Source organism: Chitinophaga sp. CF118 (genome assembly GCF_900112615.1).
In the GTDB taxonomy this organism is placed as follows: Bacteria; Bacteroidota; Bacteroidia; order Chitinophagales; family Chitinophagaceae; genus Chitinophaga.
The window spans coordinates 1,085,713-1,110,788 of the sequence record NZ_FOMK01000001.1; the positions used below are offsets into that span (position 1 = coordinate 1,085,713).

The following is a 25,076-nucleotide window of genomic DNA, read 5'->3' on the forward strand; positions in this document are numbered from 1 at the left end:
CAGTAATTTATAAGTCAGGGGTTGTAAGGTTTTGAACAAAGTTGCCAGTACTTTTTATTCCAGCTGGTAATAACATCTTTTATATGATCAATTGACAGAGCATATCCATAGCTTGATTGTTCTTTGATAATCATCCCTACAATACCATCATTCGAAAACAATGCACTTCCGGAATCGCACGGACTGATGCCCACGAGATAAATAGAAAACATTCTGTTATTCTCATCTTCCCAGGATTCAATGGTACCATTTTCAACAACTGGTATTCTTTCCTTTTGCGCTTCACTCCTAAAAAAGAACACTTCAGTATCCGGTTCAGCACCAGATACTGAACAATAACTACCAACATGAACTTTTTTAAGTGGAGCACTGCACAGTGCTATATCGTCTAATTGATTATCACTTGCATCCTTCATATACAGGATATTAACCGGCAATTTATTACCATCACCAATATTTGCAGTTATCTGCAACGCATGTTCTTTAGCCCTCAATACCACATGCCTGGCTGTAATAATATAAATGGAGTCTTCTGTCGCACCTATTATAAAACCGCTACCTCCCGAATTTGCAGATGCAAGGTTTAAACTGACTACCCCTGATTTATATAGTTTATTATCTGGCAATTTCAACTGGCACATAGCATTGCAAGCCAGCAGTAAGGCTATTATAGTAGCGTTAAATCTCATTTCTTAAATAATGGTAGTGATAAAATAACACCCACGAGGGTAACCAGGAAGCCAAAAGCCTCTATCAGATAAGGATATTTCGTATGCATAATTTGCATATTGGATGGTATCAGATTTTCCATATCTGCTGTTGATTTGGAGCCTAACAAAACTTTTGAAATATCACCCTCAAAACTGGCAGAAAGCATTGTAGAATCGCCCTCTACAGTGAGTGCTACCGGCTTTGCAAGTGTCACTTTCAGAATATCTCCTTTATGAAGAGAAATTGAATCTTTAGAATCATACATATAAATTTCCCCCTGTAATAAAGAAGATACAGGATATGTTTCCATGCTATTATTATAAACAAACCTGATGCTTTTAATATAAAGCTCAGATGGCCATTTCCAGTATTGTGGTTTATAAAATTCAGCGTAGTATTTTTTACCCGAACTGATATCTTTTCTAAATTCAAAAACCTGTGGTGCCTGTCTCGTATCTATATCACCAACAGTATCATATTGTTGCTTTAGATAGTTATACATTAATCCTCTCTGGAATGATACCTTCCAATTGAATATCAAAGGTAATTGTGGAACATCTTCATCAGCCATCACCACCAATTTCAGCGGATCCCCGGTTATCTGCTCCAGTTTAACAGCTGCTCCCGGAGGAAAGATCATTCTCTCCATCCGGATATGATCATTTCTGCTGGCAGGAAAAATCAGCAATGGAAGGTGATTCTGCAATTCATTAGCATGAGTGTCTGATAAAGCGGAATCCTGTATAAACGGGAGACTGTCATTAGATGATAATGAAAAATTAAACCTGTCATCTTTAGACATATTATTGACTACATATTCCAGTGAGGATACTTTTACTTCAACGCGGACCTTGGAAGCCGATGGCGACGTAAATAGACAAAATCCCAGGCCTGTCAAAACTATAATGATAAGTCCCACACCTAAATATGGTAACTTATTTCCTGGCATCCCCTTTTTTCCCCTTCTTATTATTCTCATCAGGGTATCAGGATTTTAATATCTTTAGGTACCCAGGTATTATCCCCTACGGCTTTTGTTTCCAGCCTTATATATACTACACTGCCCGGAATCATATCAGTGGCAAGATGTAGTGGTATAACAATAGGATTTCCCAGCATAAAAAGAGGCGACTTTTTTTCAGGCGCAGGGCCATCGTGATAAATCGTAGAATTATCACTCGCGGAGCAGATATACTTCCACCGGATGCTTTCTAATGTCCGGTTACATATAAGCACCAGTTGCAAATCACTTTTTACTGTATTGACTTTTACCGGAATGTATGTTGTAGGATTTTCCGGTTCTCCCAGGTAACCATAAATGCCAAGATATTTGGCATAGATCAGATTAGGACCAATTGAAGCACTTATTGGTATTACTTTCCGCTTGCCAGGGGAAAGCAGCATATCAAAGCGATAATTCTTATTAAGATTAAAACTGGAGCCAGCTACACCAATGGTTTTATAATTGCGCAGCAAAGGACATTCAATCTTTAGTTTTGCCCTGTCATTTAATTCATAACTCACTTCTCCATAAGTCAGAGAAGCTACTTCCAGGATCTCACCACTCACATCACGGGCATATAATCCTTCATACCGCTCATCTTTCAGTCGCTGTTGGTATCCTTCTGGAGTACGTAATGCTGTCCTCAGGATGCTGTTGTTCACACCTGTTTGTGCGGTAGCATTTACCGCTAATAATACTAATAATAGTAGCCAGAGCCTCATCATGTCATCTTTTAATAATCAAACATAGACTCTCACCTTAAATTATAAGGATTGCCCATTACAGGGAAAGCTGGCGCGAAGGTTACGAAGAAACGAAAGGCTTGTTTATTTGCTTGCAGAGGAAGAAATACCAATGCTTTCAATAAATTTCATTTGCAGGAATCGGAGGCTAAAATTATAGTACAGAAATATTGTAAGACAATTTTACAACTATTTTTGGATAAAATAAAAACAGGAATTCCTCATTAATAATTTCAATTACTAAAATATATAGTGATTTTCTAAAAAGTTATATCTATTTATAATTTGTCTATTTCGTACTTAAAAAAAGCACTCAGGAATTTAACAGAGAATATTCAATCTGGAAAAATATCAGCAAATAAATCCTTAGTTTGATAAACAGGCTGAGTCAAAGTTTGCTATTAGAGATTTTTCTGCAAGTATGATATCAATTCTTTTCTAATTCTCCAATCCATAACTATAAACTAAATGAATGATAGTTTAAAGATGTAAAGAGAAAAAATCTGCTAACTTAGTTCCTTTTCAACACAACAAATACATTTAATAGTATATTTGTAAAATACTGTTACTCTATATCCGTTTTGCAATAAAATATTTAAAGCAAGTCGTAAAGTATTGATTAACAGTGTATACAGATATATAACCCCTATATAAGTCCTATATAACCCCAATTTAACACCTATATAAGCCCCACTTATATAGATAGGGCTTATATACGGCTTTGTTACCTGTTGTATTATTTATTTAGCACCTTATGGCCACTTATTCCGGTTATTCTTCAATAGGAGCAGTATTCCGGAGCTATTCCGTAAAATATCTGCTAATCAGCCCCCCAAACCACTGCTTATACCCGTTATTAAATTACTTTTGACATGATTTTTGTTTCAGAATGATGTGACGCTATCGATATAATGGTATTACTTTGTAACCAGTATAACAGAGTATATCAATAATCCTCTCTATGATAGCAAGAGGTAAAGAACACAGGAAAAAAATAACCCAAAAATGAACAAAAAGGATATCCTCGGATACGAACCCGATAATCAGTACAATACTTCTGTAGCTTACTTCTCTATGGAATTTGCCATAGACCAGGCATTGAAAATATACAGCGGTGGCCTTGGCTTCCTTGCAGGCTCTCATTTTCACAGCGCCTATGAACTAAAGCAAAATATGGTTGGCATCGGCATCCTGTGGAAATTCGGTTATTACGACCAGGGAAGAGATCTCAACGCATCTATGAAGCCCATATTTATAGAAAAGGATTATTCCTTTCTACAGGATACAGGGATCATTTTCCAGATAAGTATTCACGATTCGCCCGTACATGTGAAGGCCTTCCTGCTACGCCCCGAAACCTTCAACTCTGCCCCTCTTTTTTTACTGAGCACAGATATTCCTGAGAACGATTTTCTCGCCCGTACCATCACCCACCGCCTATACGATCCCAACGAAGCTACCCGTATTGCACAAAGCATTTTACTGGGCACAGGCGGTGCCACACTACTGGACCTCTTATCCATCACGCCAGATGTATACCACATGAATGAGGGGCATTCCGTATCGCTTAACTTCTATCTGTACGCTAAATTCAGAAGCCTGGAAGAAATTAAAAAGAGAGTTGTTTTCACTACACACACGCCCGAAATGGCAGGTAATGAAGAACATGACTATGGACTATTAAAAAACATGTCTTTCTTCTATCACCTGCAGGAACATGAAGTGAAACATATCCTGGGGATGGAAGGCGATAAATTTAACTATACACTGGCGGCACTAAAATTCGCCCGTAAAGCAAATGGTGTATCACGAATCCACGGAGCGGTAGCCAGGCAAATGTGGAATCATAACCCCGGTGTTTGTGAGATCACTTCTATTACCAATGCACAGAATAAAATCTGGTGGAAAGATGACGTGCTGGATAACGCGATTACAACTAACAATGATTCTATTATCTCATCCAGAAAAAAGGAACTGAAACAACAATTGTTTAAGGTAGTGGCAGATCAATGCGGGAAGTTGTTCGATGAAAACATCCTGACAGTTGTATGGGCCAGGCGATTTGCCGGTTATAAACGTGCAGACCTTGTCATGCAGGACTGGCACCGGTTCGTAAGCCTTGTAAGTAATACCCTCTACCCTATCCAGATTATCTGGGCAGGGAAACCTTATCCTGAAGATTTTGCAGCTATCGGACTATTCAATCAGATCATGACTAAAGTAAAACCGTTCCCTAACTGTGCAGTGTTAACAGGTTATGAGCTCGGACTTTCAGAGCTGCTGAAAAAAGGATCTGATGTATGGCTGAACAACCCGCAGATGTATAGAGAAGCCTCCGGTACAAGTGGCATGGCGGCCGCCATGAATGGCAGTATTAACCTTTCCATTCCTGATGGCTGGGTACCGGAATTTGCCAGAAACGGAGATAACTGTTTTCTGATTCAACCTGCAGATGATCGCCTTTCATCTCAGGAAAAAGATAAACAGGAGAATAATCATTTGATGGACCTTATAGAGAAAATAGTACTTCCTACGTATTATAAGGATCAACATAAATGGCTGGACATTATTAAAAAAGCAGCGACTGATGTTGTACCCGCTTTTGAATCAGGAAGAATGGCGAAAGAGTATTATGAGATTATGTACCGTCCTTTAGATTAAATTATCAACAATTTAAATTTCTCCACTTGTCTCCTGTGGCGCAGAATATGCACAATAGCATGTTCCATCATTTGTTCTATATCGTATACCTGTCCCCATGCTCTCATCTTTAATGCATCATCGAATTGCTCCAGTTCATTGTCTGTAATTCCGCTGAAGGTATTTTCAGTGTATGAGAAAACGTTAGTCAGATCATCCAGGTATTCTCTGATAGTGAGTCGGAATGTTTTAACAGGTCTCTCCAGGTTATTCCCTCTCAGATTATGAATACGGGTGGCATAGCCATACCCTGAATGTACCACATGAGACAGAACTGTCTGAACAGATCTGCAATCTTCGTTATCAGTTTGTGGGTCTGCAATAATAGTGAGGGCATTATCAGGAATATCTTCAATCACTTTCTTTAAGTCTGAGATAGCCCGTTCATACTCATCCAGTAATGCGCCTACAGCTCCTTGTCGAAAAGTTTTTGTCATAGCCTTTATTTATTTTCTATAATTTGGTTATTAGCAGGAATGCAAATGACTACAATTATACTAAATTATAATATGCCTGTAGATTCCTTTTATTAAACATTAGATTATTCGCCCATTATGAAACGATATTATTCATTCATATTATTTGCAGCATTTGCTTTATTGACAGTAGTGTCTATAGCATTTACTCATAAGCATCCCAATGAGACTGATATTATCAGCTACACTGTTGACCCCAAAATACAAGATCTCCGTTTTTACTGGAAAGATGATAACGGACATATTTTAGGAAGCATTCAACATCTTAAAAATTATCTTGATAACAAACAACAAAAACTTGTTTTTGCGACGAATGGTGGAATGTTCAAACCAGACAATTCACCTGTGGGGCTTTTTATTCAACAGAATGTAATCCTTAATCCACTGGACACAACAACAGGCAATGGCAACTTTTATCTGAAGCCCAATGGTGTTCTTTATATCACGGATGAAAATAAGGCGGTGATTTGTCAAACCAGTAATTTTGCAAATAATAAGCATATTAAGTTTGCAACTCAATCCGGTCCCATGTTACTGATTGATGGCAGTATTCATCCTGCATTAAAAAAAGGTTCTGCGAATGTAAACGTACGTAATGGTGTTGGCATCCTGGCCGACAATAAACTAGTGTTTGCAATGTCTACCAGAGAAACAAACTTCTACGACTTTGCCGAATATTTTAAAAGTCTGGGTTGTGTAAACGCACTATATCTGGATGGCTTTGTTTCAAGGACATATTTGCCGGAAAAAGAATGGATGCAGACAGACGGTAGTTTTGGCGTAATAATTGGCGTTACAATACCGAAAAAGAAATGATATGAACATATTATGCATTACGCATGCTGATTTTGAAACACCTGGTGTTATCACATCATGGGCTTCAAATAACGATCATTATTTTAAGGTAGAAAAACCATATAAAGGAGAACCTATATCTGATGTAACTGATTTCGACTTCTTAATTGTTATGGGTGGTCCGCAAAGCCCGCTTAAAACCAACGAATTTCCTTACTTAGCTTTAGAAACTGATCTGATAAGATCTGCCATAAAAGAGAATAAACCAGTGCTGGGACTATGTTTGGGTGCACAACTTATCGGAGAAGCACTAGGTGCTAAAACATCACAAAGTCCTGAAAAAGAAGTGGGCGTTTACCCGGTTACCTTAACAACAGCAGGAATAAATGATCCGTTATTAAAAGATTTTCCTGATAATTCTCCTGTGATCCACTGGCATAATGATATGCCCGGACTTACTGCAGAGGCAGTTGTACTGGCATACAGTCCTGGTTGTCCGCGGCAAATAGTGCGCTATAAAAAGAATGTATATGGTTTTCAATGTCACCTGGAAATTGATGCTGATGGTATCAGAAAGATGATAACTGCCTGCCCTGAAGACTTTGCCCCATCAAAATACACACAAACGCAACAGGAATTACTGGCGCAGAATTACTCATCTATTAACGAGCTGATGTTAACATTCCTTGACAGGTTCATTGATCTGGAGGAATAATGATGTAGAATTAAAATGTGTACTAATTGTCAATACTGGCAAGACCTACTGTTGAAATCGTATACTAGAAAAGCTTAAGGGGTATTGGCAGGAAAAAAATCATACAATTCATGTGTGGGCAAAATTGGCAAAATAAATTTGTCGAGCAGTGTTCCTAAGCAACGATTATATATAATTCCTCTTGCCGTAGAATAGCTTATATTAGCTAATGGCACCAAAGCATCTGCTTGAATAAAGGTTTCGCCTTCAGACCTATGAGTCCAATTTTCTAAATCCTGGACCTTATATAAAAAATCAATATTGTAGTGTCCATTAAGAACTGATTCACCTTCTTCTTTGTTTGAGGATTCAATATTACACCAAAAAGTCACCTTGACTAGCTTGTGGTCTGTGTTTATCGCACCTTCAAAGCCATAACTAATTTCCAATGATTTAATATCCACATGAATATTAGAAATCATTCTATTCTCTAGTGATGCTTTGTTGATTTTTATATCATCCAACGATACATTTTCTATATTGAATATTCTGTCGCTCATGCTCCAATTTCAGTTTGTAATCCTTTTTTTCCTTTGGGATTATCGATCTTAACGGATACAAAAACTTCTGCCATTTGGCCTTGTTCATTCACCTCAATATGTTTAACCTCTTTATGACGTGCCACAGTTACCTTTTCATAATTTATGTGACAATCAGAATTAGTTATTACTCCAATAATATCTGCCTCAAATGCAATAGATAGTTTGGCAATTGTGGATATAGTAAAATTCTGAACTCCAGAAAACCATTTTGAGACAATCGCTTCACTTACTCCCATCTTTTCAGCAAGGCGCTTTTGTTTGCCATCAAATTTGAGTTCCAGTAACTCATGTAAACGGTCCTGAATGTCAAGAGCAAGCCTGATCTCTTCACGAGATTCGAGGGAAGCTTCTTTTACAATTTTTTTAAATTTCTCCAATTTCATAAATCTAATTCTAGGTCTTCTAACTCTAAATTGTTTAAGTTCAAACCTTGTATTTCTATCTCTTTATAAATCAAACGGGCGATCTTTAAAGCCCGGTTAAAATGTACACTTACATTGGGACAATCTTCTGGCTTAAGTTTAGTCTTTATCCCTCCATTCATTAATATTACCACAGATGGAGAAAGCCAAATACAATAAAGCCTTATTCCGAAATCTTCGTTATTTTCCTGTTTGATACTTGCAGATACCACTGGCATATATTCTGCCGGTCCTTCATTATTGAAATAGTATTTTTTCGCTCCTCTATGGAACATTTCATCAATAGCTAAGTATAATAATTCAAGTTCTTTTCATGCCTGGAGAAATCCTTTTCATCAAATAACTCAAATTCTGTCAATTCAGAATTTCCTAATTTGACAGTATAAAATGAAACCTTTCCATTGGATAAATCCTCTATTAACTGAAATAGAACTCTCAAAATTACTTAACTTCTAGGTTAAGAAAAAAGATACTATCATATTGTTTGCAGAAAAAATAAATGCGAAGCTCATAATTTTTTTCTTTGAGGGAAAGTGTTGACAATCTGCGTATTTGCGACACCGATTTTATAATTAACTAATAACCAACTATTAGCATTAGTTCTCTTATTGCTATATGACAATTATTCGACCAGGGCTAAATGATTTTCACAACATCCTTTTAAACAAGAGGATGTTGATTTTGCTATTCCATTTTTAGATGAGGGTATCCACTATATGTTGATTCTTTTGGGCTTTGGAAAATACTTCAATCCAACATAACTCGCAACAACAGTCTTGTTGTTTCTTCTTTTAATCAGAGAATTAGTGAAAATCCATCAAATACGAATGAAAATTCATTGGGAAAAGCCAGGCCGTAGATGATCTGTAAGGGTTGAATGTATTGATATTTATACATGTATATCATTTGTAGTAGTGCATTTTATACAAGTGTTGAATACAAGTTTGACATTTGCCGTTCATCTTATAACAATGAAGTCTTAAGTAAGAATATAAATATTGAAGATGAGTTTGATCAAGCCCGTCAGCGACCGGGACTTTTATAAATTAAATCAATAAGCAGATGGGCCTATGCAAGCAACAATCGTATTGACAAAAGCGGATCATCACCTATCTAATCAACAAAGAGCAAATTATGCTAACAATAAAAGAAATGGAGGAGCGTCTCGGATTTACTCCAGGACCAACACTTGTTGAATTGGCAAAAAGAGCTTATGAAACGGCCTCAGTCTTACCGTCTCATGCGTTTGCCAAACTTTGGTTTATACTCCCTTGGCTTGAAGCAAAATATGATGGTTATGATACTTGTTTTGGTGGCAGCGGCACGCCAAAAAACGTGAAGGCTTTTGCTTTTACGGGTGGAGATCTGGTTCATTTTGGCTTTCTTACTGCACCTGACCTTGAAAACGAAGAATCTCCTATTGTGTGCATTGACCCTGGTGATTGCGCTCAAATTGTAGCGCCCAATCTGCGTGCGTTTCTCGGATTATTGAGTATTGCTTTTGGCGAAGTCATGGGAAGGCATACAAATGAACATTGGTTTGCCTTTCGCCAAAAATGGTATGGTAATGAGCCTGATCACCTGCAGGAAATGGAGCGCTTATCTCAGATCATTTTAACTATTCCAGACGTTACCCGCCCGAGCGATCCTGAGCGCATCGTTAAAATGACAGCTGATATTACATTTGAACTGTTCTGGGATTGACAAGTAGCGGCCACTTTAATTTAAGGGACTGACAAAGTAAACGAAGGGTTATGCGAATCCTACAACTGAACAGCATTTCAGAAAGTGATAAAAATAAATAAGGCATCTGCTAGCTAGCGGATGCCTTGTCCAATTTCGTAGGGCCAGCTGGACAGTTATCGAACTTATTAATTGAAGATTGACAATACAATTATATATGATTGAGGGCTTAACCTGCATAATATTTTTCATAATAAAGCATCTTCGCTATAATTGAATCTGACTCAAGGTATAGCTAATATGCGGATTTTTTATGGTCAGATTTAAAAGACCGGCCGTGCCCGGTCCTCCGGTAATAATGAAGTGTCAAAGCGCTCGCAGCACCTTTGCAAGCACCTTAATTGCTTTTTCTATTGAATTGTTCCAAAGTGGACTATAATTAATCCTTATGTAATGATGAAAGAAATCAGAAGTAGAAAAGATGTGCCCCGGGCAAATACCAATGCCTTTTCTCAGCGCTGCTTTCTGCAAAGCAAAGGCATCTGTTTCCGGAGGAAGTTCAACCCAGATACTTAGCCCTCCCTTCGGAACGGATATCTTTGTACCATTAGGAAAACTGGCAGAGATAGTACTTATATACCTGAGCATCTGCGCCTGAAGGGTTAGCCGCATTTTACGGATATGTTTATCATACTGACCACTTTCCAGGTACTTTCCAATGGCGTCCTGCAAAACGCCGTTGGTTGACATATTTGAACCATATTTCAACTTCTCTATAGCCGTATGGTATTTTCCTGCCGATACCCAACCCACACGAAAACCGGGTGCCAGCGTTTTTGAAAAAGAGGAACAATAAAGCACATTGTCGAACTGATCATAAGCTTTTGCGGGCAGGCTACCGTTTTGATAACTCAGTTCTCCTAATGCATCATCTTCAATAAGAGGAATATTCCGCTTTCCCAACAGATGAACCAACTCCATCTTGTTTGCTTCCGGCATGGCACAACCGGTCGGATTGTGGCAGGAGGGCATAAAAACACAGGCTGTTACTTTATTTTTTTTCAGTCCTTCTTTAAGATCATCCAGGCACAGACCTGTTTGCGGATTGACACCGATCTCCAATGCCCGTAGACCTCTTTGTTCAAGACTTTGTAGTATGCCATGGTAAGTGGGAGATTCTACAGCAACGATATCACCTGGTTTTGTAATAGCGTCGAGACAAAGATTAACAGCCTCCATGCATCCATTGGTAACAAGTATTTTTTGCTGATCTATGCTGTGGGGCCATTCAAATGTTTTTAAAGCGATCTGTTTCAGCAATCCCGAATGTCCATCTACCAGCGGATATTGATAATTATCATTCCTTGCTTCATACAAAGACATGGTTACAAGCTTATTCAATTTGGTGATCGGCAGATGCTCATTAACGGGTGCCAGGATGGAAAAATTGACAATACCGTTTTCCTTTGCATTTTTCATCATCGCAGTTGCCATTGCAGTAATGTCAACCGTAGCAGGAAGTGCCAAACTGTGCTTTTGTTGTGATATGCTTAATTTTCCGGGCGGCACATTAACGAAATAGCCAGCCTTCGGTTTGGCATATATCAAACCTTTGGCTTCTAATATAGCAAAGGCCTGGAAAACAGTATTCAGGCTAACACGAAGTTCTGTGCTAACCTTCCGTACTGATGCGATCTTTTCCCCCGGCTGTAAATGGAGGTTTTTAATGCTTTCCTCTATCTTAAAAGCCACTGCTTCATATCGAAAAGTTTTCCCCGTCATTATTACCGCTGTTTATACGAATAAAGGTAAGTCGTGATTCCGGATATAGAAAACTGATCTCATTTTTTTCACAAAATCTGCATCTGTTTTCTTTTTATAAATAATGTCAATTTTGTGGAAAAGCAGGTATTGCTGTACAGTCGAAAAAAAATAATGATTGGAATAAAGAAGATATGAATAAAATAACAACCAAACCCGTAATTTTTATTACAGGCGGAACCGGATATATTGGCGGCACCTTTCTTCAGCTCATGTTGATGCGCGACTATTTAAACAGGTTCACTATTTCGGCACTGGTTCGCCGGCGCGACGATGCGCAAAGAATGCGGCAGTTAGGCATTGAGCCCGTTATTGGGACTTTGGATGATCTTGAAATTATAAGAAGGGAATCTGCCAAAGCTGATATCGTTTTTAATACAGCAAACTGTGATCATCGGGAAAGTGCTATAGCCATCATACAAGGACTCACAAAGCACTCGAAAGAAACTGGCAAGCGGCCCATTCTTATCCATACTTCAGGGGCAGGCGTACTATCGGATAATTCAAAAGGAATTGGGGTAGCTCCTGAGGATGATCCAACAGCAACCATATGGGATGACACTGATTTTGAGGCCCATACTTCTATTCCAATGCATGCACCTCATCGATTTGTTGACCTTGAAATTTTCGCTGCTGCCAAAACAGGGCTGGTGAAAACTTACCTTGTAGTTCCCCCAACTGTATTTGGTCAGGGGCTTGGCCACTTCGCCGAACAACGTATGTCCATCCAGGTTCCCCGGCTCGTTTATCACTCACTTATGCAACGCAGGGCGATGTATGTGGGCAAAGGTGAGAACCAATGGACCAATGTTCATGTAGTTGACCTGGCTGAATTGTATCTTTTGATACTCGACGCCGCTTTGAAAGATGCTGCTCCAGAAGGCTTGCAGGGATTTTATTATCCTGCCAATGAATATTTTACATGGTCCGCTGTTGCTCACCGTATTGCACAGGTGCTGCATGCAAAACAACTACTTGCGACGCCCGTTGCCACAACTGGTTTGCAATCGGGATGGTTCTGGGGAAGTAATGTCCGGATGAAATGTTCAAACGGGGTCCAACTCGGATGGCGACCAAAAAATGGAGGCACTCAAAAAATGTTAGCAGATGTGGAGTGGGATACAACGCTGATGTTGCGGATGCTTTCCATGCATAAATAATTTCGTACCATAAAGATTTTAAAAAATGAATGATTCAACAATTAAAAAAAATATGATTAAGTTAATTGCCTATTACAAAAACCTTGAAGGTAAAAAATTCAACCTGGATTATTATTTGAACAGCCACCTCCCTATGATTAAAAGATTAACCGGAGATGCATTGAAGCAGGTTGCAGTAGATAAGGGATTTTCAGGAGGGGAGCCTGGTTCAAAGCCATTCTATCTGATAGTAGCGCACTTGTATTTTGATAATATAGATGCATTTCAAAGTTCGTTAGTACCACACTTTGCAGAGATCATGAGTGATGTACCTAATTATACTGACATAGAACCCGTATTTCAGATTAGTGAAGTGTTACGATAGTTAGATTACAAACTGTAAGAAATCAAATTAGACATGGCGAATAAAACAACAAAAATGAAAGCCTGGCAATTACACGCCTTTGGTTTAGAGAACCTATCATTAGATACCGTTGAAATACCGACTCCAAAACCAAATGAAATTTTGATAAAAGTTGGAGCAGTATCACTGAATTTCAGGGATAAAGCCATTGTTGATGGAATTTATGAACCGGAGATGGTTCCGAAACCGTTAATCCCGGTATCAGATGCTGCAGGTACAGTGGTTGGCATCGGTTCAGATGTAACCCGTTTTAAGATCGGTGATCGGGTAATATCTCATCTTTATTCACACTGGATAGAAGGCACACCTGCTCCAAATGAACCGGATTTCTGCGTGGGTATGCCATTACCCGGTGGATTGGCGGAATACATGATCCTGGAAGAAGAGTCTGCTGTTTTAACTCCTTCAACATTAACAGATGAAGAAGCCTCGACTTTACCCATTGCTGCGCTCACTTCATGGTTTTCACTCGTGACATATGGTAATCTTAAAGCTGGTGAAACAGTCGTTCTGCAAGGCACCGGGGGAGTCTCCATTTTTGGATTACAAATTGCTCATGCATTGGGAGCGAGGGTGATTTTAACTACCAGCAGTGATGAAAAAGGAGAAAAAGCAAGAGTACTGGGAGCTGATGAAATTATCAATTATGTTAAGACGCCTGACTGGGCAAAGGAAGTGCAAAGATTAACCAATGGTAAAGGAGCCGATCAGTTGCTGGAAGTTGTAGGAGGTGAGGGCTTAAATGATTCTGTACAAGCCACAAAGGTTGCCGGTCAGGTTGCAGTAATCGGATTTATGGCTGGTCAAACTACAAACCTGGATTTGATGAGTGTTATATTTAAACAAACCAAAGTTCAGGGTATTGCGGTAGGTCACCGTAAAGCATTTGAAGAGATGAATAAAGCTTTCGATAAATATAATATCAAACCAGTTATTGAAAAGGTATATTCATTTGAACAAGCTATTGATGCATATAAGCATTTGGCAAAGGGGGCGTTTGGTAAGATTGTAATAAAAATTTCATAAGGCAGACGATCCCGGATAACAATGTGATCATTTGCATTTGTACCAATCGGATTATTATTGAACAAGGCAGCTGTTTAAATTTTTAAGACTTTTTAAATCTATAAACAGCTGTGTTCTTATCACCTGTTTTCCCCAGAATACCTGCTTCGATAGCTTCTTTCAGATCTCGGCTTGCAGTAGCACCTGATATGTTTTTAAAATTCGCAAGGTAATTTTTTCTGGTAAAAGAAGCATCTTTTATTAAGATCTGAAACTGCGCCATTCGATCTTTTCCTTTTATAGGAATAAGCTGGTTCAAGTTTAATTCTTCCAATGCCTGTTCTATAACAGACAGAATGAATTCGATAAAAAAGGTGGAACTTCCGGATTTATCCGAGATATTGAATGCTTTATAATAGTCTTTCTGTCTTTTTTTTACCACCGTTTCAATTGGCAGGAACTCAAAGACCGGATAATGATCTTTGAGAATAATGGTTTGCCAAAAACGTCCCATTCTCCCATTTCCATCTACAAATGGATGAATAAACTCAATTTCGTAATGGAAAACACAACTTTTAATCAAAAGCAAGTCCTCATTATTCTTTAAATAAGCAAATAATTCATTCAGTAATGGTTTTACCATCTGTCCCGGTGGTGCAATATGGGTAATCTTTGAACCTTTTACAATTCCAACGGCCGTACTGCGTATCTTTCCAGGTGCCGCAATAAGCCCCTGCATAAGTATTTTATGCGCTTTTAAAAATGATGTTTGGCTATTGGGTTTAAATTCATTGATAGCATCATAAAGAGCTATTGCATTTTTCACCTCAAGGATATCTTTTTGAGGAGCCAGCACCCTCTTGTTGTTTATAATGGCCGTCACCTGTTCTTCAGTCAGTGTGTTACCTTCTATTTCCAAAGAAGATTGTATTGTTTTAATCCTGTTTGTTTTACGTAACGTAGCGGGAGCTTTTTGTAAATGTGTGGCATTAATCTCCCCTATTTTCTCGGAAATGGAGACAATTAACTGAAGTATTCGATTGGTAATCTGGTATGGTGGATTCATTTCTGGCTACATTGATAGTATCATGTGATACTATCAAATGTAAATATTTACATTTATCCGGCAAAAAGAAAACTAAAAGATTTTTTACTTTGGGAATGAATGACTAAATGCTGCGGGAGAATATAAAATAAAAAAGGAGGCAATTGCTCTCCTTTTTTATTTTTCGGTCAGATTGATTAGACAGGTTTCAAACTACTTCATAATAGATTTGGTTCAAATTCAAGAGATTGCTAAATTGTTGGGGTGGAAAATAATAGTTTCACGTTACATTAAATTATGCCTACATCAGAATCATCAGATATAATATTTTACAGCAGCCCCCAGGGGGATATAAAAATTGAAGTTGTTTTTAACGATGGGACATTCTGGCTTACGCAAAAAGAAAATGGGAGAACTATTTGCAGTTGAAAGCCATACAATCACTTACCATCTTAAAGAAATTTATAAAAGTGGTGAATTACAGGAAGATTCAACTACTCGAAAAATTCGAGTAGTTCAAAATCTCCTAACCGTAAAGAGGAATAATATGGTTCTACCTGATCCCCAGTAATCCCGTTAACTATTATTATGTCAACGACTCCAAACACAGCACCACAAAAGGAATCCATACAAAAGACGGTCTTCCCGGAACTATTCGACTTGATCCCTTGATCCCTTGATCCCCAATATTTGGAACTATTTTAATTTTTCGTTCGGGGCGAGCGGACAGATTTCGAAATTGAGTGGCTACCAGCTTTACCTCTTTCGTAGCTGTTCGAATAATCATGATGGGGTATTTACAATTTCGGAATTGGATTCCGAAATTGTAAGAAAAGTAATTTATTTATTTTTTTCAACACATGATGAAAATCAATTAAATACGCATTTAAATTCATTTTAAAAAACCAAGCCGTAGATGATCTGTAAGGGTTGAATGTATTGATATTAATACATGTATATCATTTGTAGTAGTGCGTTTTATACAAGTGTTGAATACAAGTTTGACATTTGCCGTTCATCTTATAACAATGAAGTCTTAAGTAAGAATATAAATATCGAAGATGAGCTTGATCAAGCCCGTCAGCGACCGGGACTTTTATAAATTAAATCAATAAGCAGATGGGCCTATGCAAGCAACAATCGTATTGACAAAAGCGGATCATCACCTAATTTAATCAACAAAGAGCAAATTATGCTAACAATAAAAGAAATGGAGAAGCGTCTCGGATTTACTCCAGGTCCAACACTTGTTGAATTGGCAAAAAGAGCTTACGAAACGTCCTCAGCCTTACCGTCTCATGCGTTTGCCAAACTTTGGTTTATACTTCCTTGGCTTGATGCAAAATATGATGGTTATAATACTTGTTTTGGTGGCAGCGGCACGCCAAAAAACGTGAAGGCTTTTGCTTTTACGGGTGGAGATCTGGTTCATTTTGGCTTTCTTACTGCACCAGACCTTGAAAACGAAGAATCCCCTATTGTGTGTATTGACCCTGGTGATCACGCTCAAATTGTAGCGCCCAACCTGCGTGCGTTTCTCGGATTATTGAGTATTGCTTTTGGTGAAGTCATGGGAAAGCATACAAATGAACATTGGTTTGCCTTTCGCCAAAAATGGTATGGTAATGAGCCTGATCACCTGCAGGAAATGGAGCGCTTATCTCAGACCATTCTAACTATTCCAGGCGTTACCCGCCCGAGCGATCCTGAGCGCATCGTTAAAATGACAGCTGATATTACATTTGAACTGTCCTGGGATTGACAGGTAGCAGCCACTTTAATTTAAGGGACTGACAAAGTAAACGAAGGGTTATGCGAATCCTACAACTGAACAGCATTTCAGAAAGTGATAAAAATAAATAAGGCATCTGCTAGCTAGCGGATGCCTTGTCCAATTTCGTAGCGAGGAGGGGATTCGAACCTCTGACCTTCGGGTTATGAGCCCGACGAGCTACCTCTGCTCTACCTCGCAATGTGGGTGCAAAAGTATGGGAAAGATTTAACAAAGCAAGATTAAAATAGAATTTATTTTTTTCTGAAATATTTTATCTGCTCAAGCCGCACCAGCGCCTGTTCTTCAGAGAATTCATCTTTACTCAATTGTTCTATCCACCTGTAATTTCCAAATCTCAACTCACGGATATGCGGACCTTTATTAAGTAAATTGTATTCATTACAACTATCACATTGAATAATATCCCAACAGAGATCAGGGATATCATCTCCTCTTTCAAGAATAAAAGTATCGAGTTGAATTTTGCAGTTACTGCATTCCTGAGATAGTGTTTCCACTACTACCCTGGCCTTTCTGAATAAGGAACTAATTCTGATCAGTGTACCTAATACAATTCCATACAACCAGTTGTTTAGCTGGTGTTTGAATTCTATATTTAAAATGGAAGCGAGTTTATAAAAGAGATCGGTAATAAACTCTCTTTCTTCAGTATCATAATCTGATTTGCTGAATCCTGATAAATGCTGAGAAAGAATTGACTTTAACTGCCTGCCGGAAGCATTGTTCTCAACAGCCTTTATTAAAGCATCAAGTGCATCATTAAACAGCAAAGTCAGTTGCTCACAAAGTTCAGAAGATGAAGGATTCACTCCTCTTCGTTCCCATTCCTCTGCAGAAAATTTATCCTTCCGTTTAAGTGCTAAAAGTTTATTGATAGTGTTTAACTTTTCCATCTGATGAGTGAATATAGCATATAGGTATCAATATTTTTAATATCTATAAAAAATGGCTGATTTCATTTCTTCCTTAAGAAAAATATCATAAACCTGCTTCTATATGATAACTCTTTCTATTTTTAAATAAGTACTTATAAATTGTTGTTTATCCCCTATAAAAGTGTTAACTTAATACTACTTGGCAATCGATTGCATAAAACCATAAATTCTGAACTAAAACCCTCAAAATTAAATTTTCACTTATGAAATTTCACCTCATCGTGCCTCTTCTGCAGAGGCACAGAATCTTCTCATGTAAGTCGGCCTCACTATTACTGGCTTCTCTCCTGTTATTTTTTCATAGCCATGCCCAGGTAACCCTTTCAGCCAATGGTCCGGGCAGTACCTACGAACTAATTGAAAGTGTACTGGGTAGTGGTACAACAGGCGAAGTGCCGGACTGCGGACACACTTCTTTTGGACGTCACATCACAGAAGTGTTTGATGCAGATCTGAATAAAAATGTTTTCATTTTTCATATCCACACAACCCCGGATAATGACCGCTGCGGATCCAATACAGATCGTCAGCGAAATGAGATTAAAACATTTGGATCATCTCCTGCAAATGTAAAAGCCGCCTATGGAGAAACTGTTACCTATCGTTGGAAATTTAAAATAGATGCGGGCTTCATACCCACTACCGGATTTTGTCACCTGCACCAGATTAAGGCCGGCGATGGCGATGATGGCGCACCTCTGATCACCCTTACACCACGTGCCGGTAGTCCGCAAAAACTGCAGGTTATCTATACTCCAGGCGAAGGCTTACCTGGTAGTGGAGAAAAAGCCAGCACTCCTCTGGCTCCGTTTAAGGGTGCCTGGGTAGAGGTAGTAGAAAAGATCAAATTCAGTTCCACTGGTACTTACCAGGTAACCATCAAAAAAGTAAGTGACGGCACTACCCTATTATCGTATACGAACAATAACATCGATATGTGGAGAAGTGGTACCACTTTCTGCAGACCAAAATGGGGAATTTACCGTAAGCTGGTAACAGGTATGCGCGATGAACAGGTACGTTTTGCTGACTTCTGCATTGCTGAAGGCAGCGCTACCTGCGGCAGCACTGCTGCATTGACTACTCCAGAGATTGCATCTGTAAATGATAAAACCGATGCTACGGCTGCAATATCTGTCAACATTTTCCCTAACCCTTTTCAGCAGACCACCAACATTGATCTGCAGGTAAAAAAAGCAGGTAATACTATTGTAGAAGTATTTGACATGCAGGATAAAAGAGTTGCGAGAGTACTTAATACCAGCCTGAAACCCGGCATCCACCGGAGCTTACTGGATACAAAAACGCTACCGGCAGGTTCATATGTAGTAAAGATTTCTCATAACGGAAAGACTTATACGAAGGTAATTTTGAAACAATAAAAAGAATGGGCTTCCCATAAAAATAAAGGTTGTGAGAATTGCTTAAACAACTACCTTTCTCCATTAAGGAAGAGCCTGTATTCTATGTGAAATACAGGCTCTTCCTGTTTATAAACAGATAGTATATATAGCTTCAATTGATTATTAAATTGCGACATACAGAAAGCATCTGATAAAAACACATCTGCTTCTATTTCTTAATCATGATTAAGATTTTTTCCGGCACTTCAATAGAACTTTGATAAAAACTTAATCATATGAGCACAAGAATTAAAATCAATGAAGTAGCGCCTGATGGTTATAAAGCGTTATTCCCTCTGGAATCTTTTTTATCAAAAAGTGAATTAAGTAGCACTCATAAAGATCTTATCAAGATAAGGGCATCTCAGATCAATGGCTGCGCTTTTTGTATAGATATGCATACTAAAGAGGCACGCAAAGCCGGAGAAAAAGAACAACGGATTTATGCTTTGAATGCATGGCGTGAAACTTCTTTCTTTACTGAAGAAGAACGTGCTATACTGGCACTCACAGAAGAAGTGACCCTTATTCAGCATCACGTATCTGATGCTACATATAAAAAGGCATTGGAACTGCTGGGCGAGAAATACCTGGCACTGGTAATCATGGCTATTGTTGCTATCAATTCATGGAACAGGATAGGTATTACTACTCAGTTAATGCCTCCACAGGAATAAATTATTCTGGCCTGGAGTTTAAAAACCCCGGGCCAGCTTTTTTATTGTAAACTTTCAATAAAAGGAAGCCATCCCCAGATAATCCTCATTCACTCCCCCGGCATCTGTTTGTTGAATAAATGACCCTAATTTGTTGATAACCAGCTAGCCCGTTGCATAAACATAGAGCAGTGAAGAAAAAGCACAGCTTTAGCTATTGTATAGGTTTTGTTCTTACAAAAGATTGAAAATGCATGGGGTTTGCCCGCCAACATTGATTGTTAACAAATTATCCATGACAAGGGTCTCTGATTAAGGGTTCGGCCTAAATTACTGTCTGCCGGGTCCAATCCATTCAATTCTTTGCGAGATTGATGATTTTTCAACTTCTTTTGGTGAATTATTATCAATCCAATCATTATCTATATAATTATTTTTAATATTAAATAATAATAACAATTGTTTAAGAGTTTTATATTTGCCTGGTTTTGCTTGCAGCAGGGAACGCAGCAGGCAAAAACTGAATATCCAGGAAGAACCCATTATCCCTATGAAGAGAAAGACCAGCCAGGTGTTATTGAATTTTTTCAATCGCACTACGTGTAAGATTATTGATCTACCTAATGCTAAGAACTATTTTCTTTTAGTGATTACCGCATCTTTAATGGTAATCAATCAGGTTAGTGGTGCTCAGGATATTGGACACACTGATGTCTCCCAGCCTCCGGTCCAGGCCCCGGAAGATACTATTCCTCTCATACTGGTAAACCTCACTTCAGTAAATATCAGGTGCAGCGAGTCGAAAGACGGACAGATCATTTTTTCTGTATCAGGAGGAACCCCACCCTATAGTTATAGCATCCCCGGATATGTGGTTCAGTCAGACAGTATTATTAAAAACCTGGATGCTAATAAATATACCTGTCGCGTTACAGATAGTAAAGGCGAATTTATAGAAGGGATTATTACGGTACAAAAAGAATGGCGCTATTGCCACATATTTGTACCTTCTGCATTTAGCCCTAACGGCGATGGACTTAACGACATTTTCCGGGTAAAGATTCAGGACGATATCAGCGAATTTCATATGCAGGTATATGATCGCTGGGGCCACCAGGTATTTGAAAGTAAGGATCCCTTAAAAGGATGGAATGGTTCAGTAGGAAGTGTTCAATCATTACCCGCAAGTTATTTATGGGCAGTAACTTATCTGGACAACAGAAAACAACCAATGAAACAACAAGGTTCTGTAACACTGGTAAGATAGCACCGGCGACCCATGCAGCATCGCCGGTACTTTATAAATTACTGATTATCAATTGTAGCCTCTACAACAGCCTGCACATTCGTTGGCAATGCAGATAAGATATCATAACCGCTTGCAGATTCGATAGCATCTACAGAAGTGCGGTAAGTTTTCCAATCACTGTTTGTTGTATTAATATTAGGAGTATTCACCGCTATCACACGGGTAGAAGTAGTAATACGGGCCAGATCTCCATTTCCGTTAGGAATCACTACCACCACTTTCCAGATATTTGAAGGAACGGTTACATGACCACCGTCTATGGTATTGGCAGATCCATTAGACCCTGTACCACCTGTGCCATAACTACCCATTACAACATATACTTCATTACCGGCAGATACAAGAGTTCTCACATACTGCTCCATATTATTCCAGGTTTGCTGATTATTCTGCGGAGCCTGCGGAATCATATTGTCCATCAGGAAGGTAGCACTATTGGCCGCAACAGAAGAAGTACGGTCTCCCGAAGGGCAATTATGCCCTCTGTCGAAACCAGAGCCTGAATAAGAAGTGCTGCCCACCTGGTACCAGCTACCGGGCAGAGTTACATCCGCACGGAAATCGTCCTGCCGGTCAGTACTGCCAATATCTGAGGAATTAATGTGCCAGCTTACCCAGTTAGGCGTACCCCGCACGCTGTTGTAAGAAGAGGTATAGTAAGTTTTGTCCATCAGGTAGTTGGTGTTAAAAACAACAGAAGTTGAAGCATTACTTGGATTCCCCATTAACAGATTGCTGTTGTCGCCGGTAGTACCACCGCCGCCGCCGCCGGTGCCTGTTGTAACAGTAATATCATCAATGTTGATACGGTTGGTACCACCACTGATTTTACGGATAGATAAACGATAACTGCCGGTTACAGAAGCTGTAAAAGTAGCAGTTTGAAGAGAGGTGGTAGAAGTAATGGTACTGCCCACCTGGGTGTAGGAAGATCCACTGTTGGTAGAGATCCACAGTTGCCAGGTACTGCTACCGTCACTCCCGAAAATACCATGCGAAATGGTGATAGTTGTAGCACCTCCAGTCGCATCAAAGTTCATGTTTACAATACCTGTGTTCCTGATACGTAAGGACTGTGTACCGTTTTTAAGATCGGTAGATAAATTGCCGATCAGGGCGTCATTCAGGCTCCAGCTACCGCTGCTGAGTGTAACGTTTCCGGTAGCATAAGCGGTTTTTGTACCGGATTCAAAAGTTTCTGATAATGTAGTGGTTAATTCTGTTGTAGCTTTCCGGGGTGTTTGATCGACAGAATTTGCGGAAGGTGTTATTGCATCTTTTTTACATGATGCGAAAATGGCTGCTGCACACAGCACAAACAGGATTTTTTTAGTGGCTCTCATATAAATGGGTTTTATGAGCTCCTAATGTATGAAGTATACCTGCAGTACGCAGTCAGAAAACGAGAATTATTATAAACTTAAAATTGGCGTTATATTACCTGTATGCTTCGCCCCATTGACAACTATTTTTTACAAAAAGAAGAACCAGTAAGAAGTTGCTTACTATTTTTAAGAGAACATATCCTTAAACAGGATGTTAATATCTCGGAAGCCTGGAAATACGGTATGCCGGTTTACTGTTATAAGGGAAAGATGTGCTGTTATCTCTGGGTACATAAGAAATATCAGCAACCTTATATTGGAATCGTAGAAGGAAAATTAATAGATCACCCGGATCTGATTGCGGAGAAAAGAGCGAAGATGAAAATACTACTGCTGGACCCTTCCAGAGACTTACCTATTGAAACAATCAACCAGATTCTGACGGCAGTAATTATGCTTTACCGGAACTAACGGAAATACTTACGTCTTACCGGAATGATTAAATACCGTTTCCAGCTGTTATGATGCATATGTTTCTGGTACACCATAAATGCAAATACAATCAGGATACCGGCAATACCTTCTCCAAACACAACCATATTCACTCCCATATAATGAGCAAGGAAACCTATCAGCAAACTACCAATCGGTAAGATCCCCTGGTAAGCCATAATATAATAACTCAATGTTCTGGCACGCATTTCTGAAGAAGCATGCATCTGTATATAGGTATTGATAGCAGAGTTCTGCACCATCAATCCGATACCAGTGATAGCAGTTGATGCCAGCGCCAGGAACAAGGTGGAGGATACAGACAATGCAATCAATGCAATAGCGAATATAGTACCCGATACAATTGTAAGTGTGTTCAGATCTTTGCCAGGCCGCAGTTTAGCCATATACACAGCGCCAATCAGTGCACCAAAACCGGCAGCACTTTCGAACCAGCTGAAAGTAGTAGCATTTCCCTGAAATACATCTTTAGCAAATACGGGTAACATCGTTGTAAAAGGAATCACAAGCAGGCTGGATGCTCCCAATACCAGGATCAGCGAAAGCAGATCGGGTGATTCTTTCAGGTAATCATATCCTCTGCGGAGATCTATCCAGATATTTTCTTCAGATCTGGCAACAACTGTAATATTCAGCTTCATCATCAGCAAACAACAGATCACAGCTATAAAACTCAGAAAGTTGATTATGAAACAAACATCTTCACCAAAAGAACTCAGTATGATACCAGCAAAAGCAGGACCTATCAACCTGGCGGCGTTAAAAACAGATGAATTCAGCGCTATTGCATTGGGAAGGTCTTCATTGTCGTCTACCAGATCTATCATCAGAGACTGCCGGGCAGTGGTGTCAAAGGCATTAATAACGCCTTGTACCAGGCTAAGAAGTGCAATCCAGGCTATGCTGTAATAGTTTAACCATACCATTCCCGCCAGCACGCCTGCCTGTATCATCAATGCTATCTGGGTGATCTTCACCACCCGGAATTTGTTATGCCTGTCTATGAAAGTACCAACAAAAGGAGACAATATGAGGGAGGGAATTAAACTCAGGAAAGTAACTAACCCAAGTAATAAGGCGGATCCTGTAAGCCGGTACACTAACCAGCTGATGGCAACTCTTTGCATCCAGGTTCCTATAAGAGAGATTGATTGTCCTATGAAGTGTAAGCGAAAATTATAATGTTTAAGTGAACGAAAGAGTGACATTGTATTAAAGTAAATTAGTAAAGTAACTTTACAAAGTTAGGGGTTTTATGTATAATAGCCAGGCTAAAAATTAATTTTACTTGTTAAATAAATGTAAAGTAGCTTTGCTAATATTGTGTAAATAAATATGTCATCTACAAATACTTATGAGGTAGCGGCCTCATTACGGAGCACTGTCACACGTCTTATCAGGCAACTGCGAAAGCAAAACATTTCATCTGACTTTTCCAATGCAGAACTGCTCACAATGGGACTACTGGATCAACATGGTAAGTTATTACCTTCAGAACTGGCTGAAATGGAAAGAATTTCTGCCCAGGCTATCTCCCAAATTGTGAACAGGCTGGCAGAAGCAGGATGTGTAGATAGGGTGGCAGATGAAACCGACAGGCGCAAACTGGTTATCTCCCTGACAGAAACAGGTACCCAACATCTGATTGAAACCCGCCGGATCAAAGAAGAATGGCTGGTTAAAGCCATGGACCACCTCTTCTCTCCGGAAGAACTGGTACTGATAGAAGCATTCCTCCCCCTCTTGCAAAGACTTGCAGAATATAATGGCTAAGTACAAGCCTATTCCATTTTAATAATATGCATTAAATTATTTATATTTGTTTATAGAGTTGATCATTATACAGGCCCGCTCCTAACTATGTGAATGATATGGCC

General features: G+C 39.1%; 25 protein-coding genes and 1 tRNA gene. 13 read left to right on the forward strand and 13 right to left on the reverse strand.

The genetic code is table 11. The annotated features are described in order from the left end of the window. Positions 1-14: 14 nt before the first annotated feature. From BM176_RS04200 to BM176_RS04210, 3 genes are read right to left on the reverse strand one after another with little or no spacing between them, the layout of a single operon-like run. Complete coding sequence (locus BM176_RS04200; protein WP_090099856.1) at positions 15-689, reverse strand: S1 family peptidase; 675 nt, start codon at positions 687-689, stop codon at positions 15-17. After that, the gene (locus tag BM176_RS04205) at positions 686-1,690 is read right to left on the reverse strand and encodes a hypothetical protein (RefSeq protein ID WP_090099858.1); all 1,005 of its coding nucleotides are present in this window, start codon (positions 1,688-1,690) and stop codon (positions 686-688) included. The genes BM176_RS04200 and BM176_RS04205 overlap by 4 nt, the downstream gene beginning before the upstream one ends. Next, entirely contained in the window at positions 1,690-2,439 is a 750-nt protein-coding gene (locus tag BM176_RS04210) for a hypothetical protein (RefSeq protein WP_090099860.1), read from the reverse strand. Before BM176_RS04210 ends, BM176_RS04205 begins: the two co-directional genes overlap by 1 nt. A gap of 1,023 nt (positions 2,440-3,462) precedes the next feature. On the opposite strand from BM176_RS04210, the gene glgP reads away from it, so the two are divergent. Then, entirely contained in the window at positions 3,463-5,118 is a 1,656-nt protein-coding gene (gene glgP, locus BM176_RS04220; RefSeq protein WP_090099864.1) for an alpha-glucan family phosphorylase, read from the forward strand. Here glgP and BM176_RS04225 read toward each other — a convergent pair. Next, the gene (locus BM176_RS04225; RefSeq protein WP_090099865.1) at positions 5,115-5,594 is read right to left on the reverse strand and encodes a DinB family protein; all 480 of its coding nucleotides are present in this window, start codon (positions 5,592-5,594) and stop codon (positions 5,115-5,117) included. The two genes, glgP and BM176_RS04225, sit on opposite strands and share 4 nt — an antisense overlap. Before the next feature lie 117 nt (positions 5,595-5,711). Here BM176_RS04225 and BM176_RS04230 point away from each other — a divergent pair, with 117 nt between their 5' ends. Together BM176_RS04230 and BM176_RS04235 are read left to right on the forward strand one after the other, a co-directional pair. Then, positions 5,712-6,449 carry a phosphodiester glycosidase family protein gene (locus BM176_RS04230; protein WP_090099867.1) on the forward strand — a complete coding sequence of 246 codons (738 nt, stop codon included), beginning with the start codon at positions 5,712-5,714 and terminating at the stop codon, positions 6,447-6,449. 1 nt (position 6,450) lies between these two features. Then, positions 6,451-7,143, forward strand: a complete 693-nt coding sequence (locus BM176_RS04235) for a glutamine amidotransferase-related protein (RefSeq protein WP_090099869.1) — start codon at positions 6,451-6,453, stop codon at positions 7,141-7,143. A gap of 74 nt (positions 7,144-7,217) precedes the next feature. Here BM176_RS04235 and BM176_RS04240 read toward each other — a convergent pair whose 3' ends face one another. Genes BM176_RS04240 through BM176_RS04250 form a run of 3 tightly spaced genes read right to left on the reverse strand, consistent with a single transcriptional unit; the run spans position 7,218 to position 8,421 of the window. Continuing rightward, on the reverse strand, positions 7,218-7,682 hold the full coding sequence (locus BM176_RS04240) for a hypothetical protein (protein ID WP_090099871.1): 465 nt from the start codon (positions 7,680-7,682) through the stop codon (positions 7,218-7,220). After that, positions 7,679-8,107 (reverse strand): helix-turn-helix domain-containing protein, encoded by a 429-nt coding sequence (locus tag BM176_RS04245; RefSeq protein WP_090099873.1) that lies wholly within the window; start codon positions 8,105-8,107, stop codon positions 7,679-7,681. The genes BM176_RS04240 and BM176_RS04245 overlap by 4 nt, the downstream gene beginning before the upstream one ends. Further along, complete coding sequence (locus BM176_RS04250; RefSeq protein WP_090099875.1) at positions 8,104-8,421, reverse strand: hypothetical protein; 318 nt, start codon at positions 8,419-8,421, stop codon at positions 8,104-8,106. The genes BM176_RS04245 and BM176_RS04250 overlap by 4 nt, the downstream gene beginning before the upstream one ends. A gap of 859 nt (positions 8,422-9,280) precedes the next feature. On the opposite strand from BM176_RS04250, the gene BM176_RS04255 reads away from it, so the two are divergent. Continuing rightward, positions 9,281-9,850, forward strand: a complete 570-nt coding sequence (locus BM176_RS04255; protein ID WP_143097701.1) for a hypothetical protein — start codon at positions 9,281-9,283, stop codon at positions 9,848-9,850. Positions 9,851-10,195: 345 nt separating this feature from the next. Here BM176_RS04255 and BM176_RS04260 read toward each other — a convergent pair whose 3' ends face one another. After that, positions 10,196-11,611, reverse strand: coding sequence for an aminotransferase-like domain-containing protein (locus BM176_RS04260; RefSeq protein WP_090099879.1), 1,416 nt, complete (start codon positions 11,609-11,611; stop codon positions 10,196-10,198). A gap of 173 nt (positions 11,612-11,784) precedes the next feature. Between BM176_RS04260 and BM176_RS04265 the strand changes: the two genes are divergently transcribed. From BM176_RS04265 to BM176_RS04275, 3 genes are read left to right on the forward strand one after another with little or no spacing between them, the layout of a single operon-like run. Further along, a complete protein-coding gene (locus BM176_RS04265) occupies positions 11,785-12,810 on the forward strand; it encodes an NAD-dependent epimerase/dehydratase family protein (RefSeq protein ID WP_090099881.1) in 1,026 nt (341 codons plus the stop codon). A 52-nt stretch (positions 12,811-12,862) separates the two neighbouring features. Next, the gene (locus BM176_RS04270) at positions 12,863-13,174 is read left to right on the forward strand and encodes an EthD family reductase (RefSeq protein ID WP_090101627.1); all 312 of its coding nucleotides are present in this window, start codon (positions 12,863-12,865) and stop codon (positions 13,172-13,174) included. A 33-nt stretch (positions 13,175-13,207) separates the two neighbouring features. Next, positions 13,208-14,239 (forward strand): zinc-dependent alcohol dehydrogenase family protein, encoded by a 1,032-nt coding sequence (locus BM176_RS04275; protein ID WP_218162143.1) that lies wholly within the window; start codon positions 13,208-13,210, stop codon positions 14,237-14,239. 82 nt (positions 14,240-14,321) lie between these two features. Here BM176_RS04275 and BM176_RS04280 read toward each other — a convergent pair whose 3' ends face one another. Further along, on the reverse strand, positions 14,322-15,137 hold the full coding sequence (locus BM176_RS04280) for a Fic family protein (RefSeq protein ID WP_255373433.1): 816 nt from the start codon (positions 15,135-15,137) through the stop codon (positions 14,322-14,324). A 1,336-nt stretch (positions 15,138-16,473) separates the two neighbouring features. Between BM176_RS04280 and BM176_RS04290 the strand changes: the two genes are divergently transcribed. Next, positions 16,474-17,025 (forward strand): hypothetical protein, encoded by a 552-nt coding sequence (locus BM176_RS04290; protein ID WP_143097702.1) that lies wholly within the window; start codon positions 16,474-16,476, stop codon positions 17,023-17,025. Positions 17,026-17,163: 138 nt separating this feature from the next. Here the strand turns inward: BM176_RS04290 and BM176_RS04295 are convergent. After that, positions 17,164-17,235, reverse strand: a tRNA-Met gene (locus BM176_RS04295). Positions 17,236-17,288: 53 nt separating this feature from the next. Beyond that, positions 17,289-17,951, reverse strand: a complete 663-nt coding sequence (locus BM176_RS04300) for a DUF4844 domain-containing protein (protein ID WP_090099887.1) — start codon at positions 17,949-17,951, stop codon at positions 17,289-17,291. Between the two features lie 245 nt (positions 17,952-18,196). Between BM176_RS04300 and BM176_RS04305 the strand changes: the two genes are divergently transcribed. The 3 genes from BM176_RS04305 to BM176_RS04320 all read left to right on the forward strand — a co-directional run bounded on the left by BM176_RS04305 (position 18,197) and on the right by BM176_RS04320 (position 21,319). Then, on the forward strand, positions 18,197-19,375 hold the full coding sequence (locus tag BM176_RS04305; RefSeq protein ID WP_090099889.1) for a T9SS type A sorting domain-containing protein: 1,179 nt from the start codon (positions 18,197-18,199) through the stop codon (positions 19,373-19,375). Between the two features lie 257 nt (positions 19,376-19,632). Next, complete coding sequence (locus BM176_RS04310) at positions 19,633-20,073, forward strand: carboxymuconolactone decarboxylase family protein (RefSeq protein ID WP_090099891.1); 441 nt, start codon at positions 19,633-19,635, stop codon at positions 20,071-20,073. Positions 20,074-20,602: 529 nt separating this feature from the next. After that, entirely contained in the window at positions 20,603-21,319 is a 717-nt protein-coding gene (locus BM176_RS04320; protein ID WP_090099895.1) for a T9SS type B sorting domain-containing protein, read from the forward strand. 38 nt (positions 21,320-21,357) lie between these two features. On the opposite strand, the gene BM176_RS04325 is transcribed toward BM176_RS04320, so the two are convergent. Then, complete coding sequence (locus BM176_RS04325; RefSeq protein WP_090099897.1) at positions 21,358-22,704, reverse strand: DNA/RNA non-specific endonuclease; 1,347 nt, start codon at positions 22,702-22,704, stop codon at positions 21,358-21,360. Between the two features lie 102 nt (positions 22,705-22,806). On the opposite strand from BM176_RS04325, the gene BM176_RS04330 reads away from it, so the two are divergent. Further along, positions 22,807-23,157, forward strand: coding sequence for a DUF1801 domain-containing protein (locus BM176_RS04330; RefSeq protein WP_090099900.1), 351 nt, complete (start codon positions 22,807-22,809; stop codon positions 23,155-23,157). Here BM176_RS04330 and BM176_RS04335 read toward each other — a convergent pair. Next, positions 23,154-24,407: an MFS transporter gene (locus tag BM176_RS04335; protein WP_090099902.1), complete on the reverse strand. Its 1,254-nt coding sequence runs from the start codon at positions 24,405-24,407 to the stop codon at positions 23,154-23,156. The genes BM176_RS04330 and BM176_RS04335 overlap by 4 nt on opposite strands. 127 nt (positions 24,408-24,534) lie before the next feature. Between BM176_RS04335 and BM176_RS04340 the strand changes: the two genes are divergently transcribed. Then, positions 24,535-24,972 carry a MarR family winged helix-turn-helix transcriptional regulator gene (locus BM176_RS04340; protein WP_090099904.1) on the forward strand — a complete coding sequence of 146 codons (438 nt, stop codon included), beginning with the start codon at positions 24,535-24,537 and terminating at the stop codon, positions 24,970-24,972. Positions 24,973-25,076 lie beyond the last annotated feature (104 nt).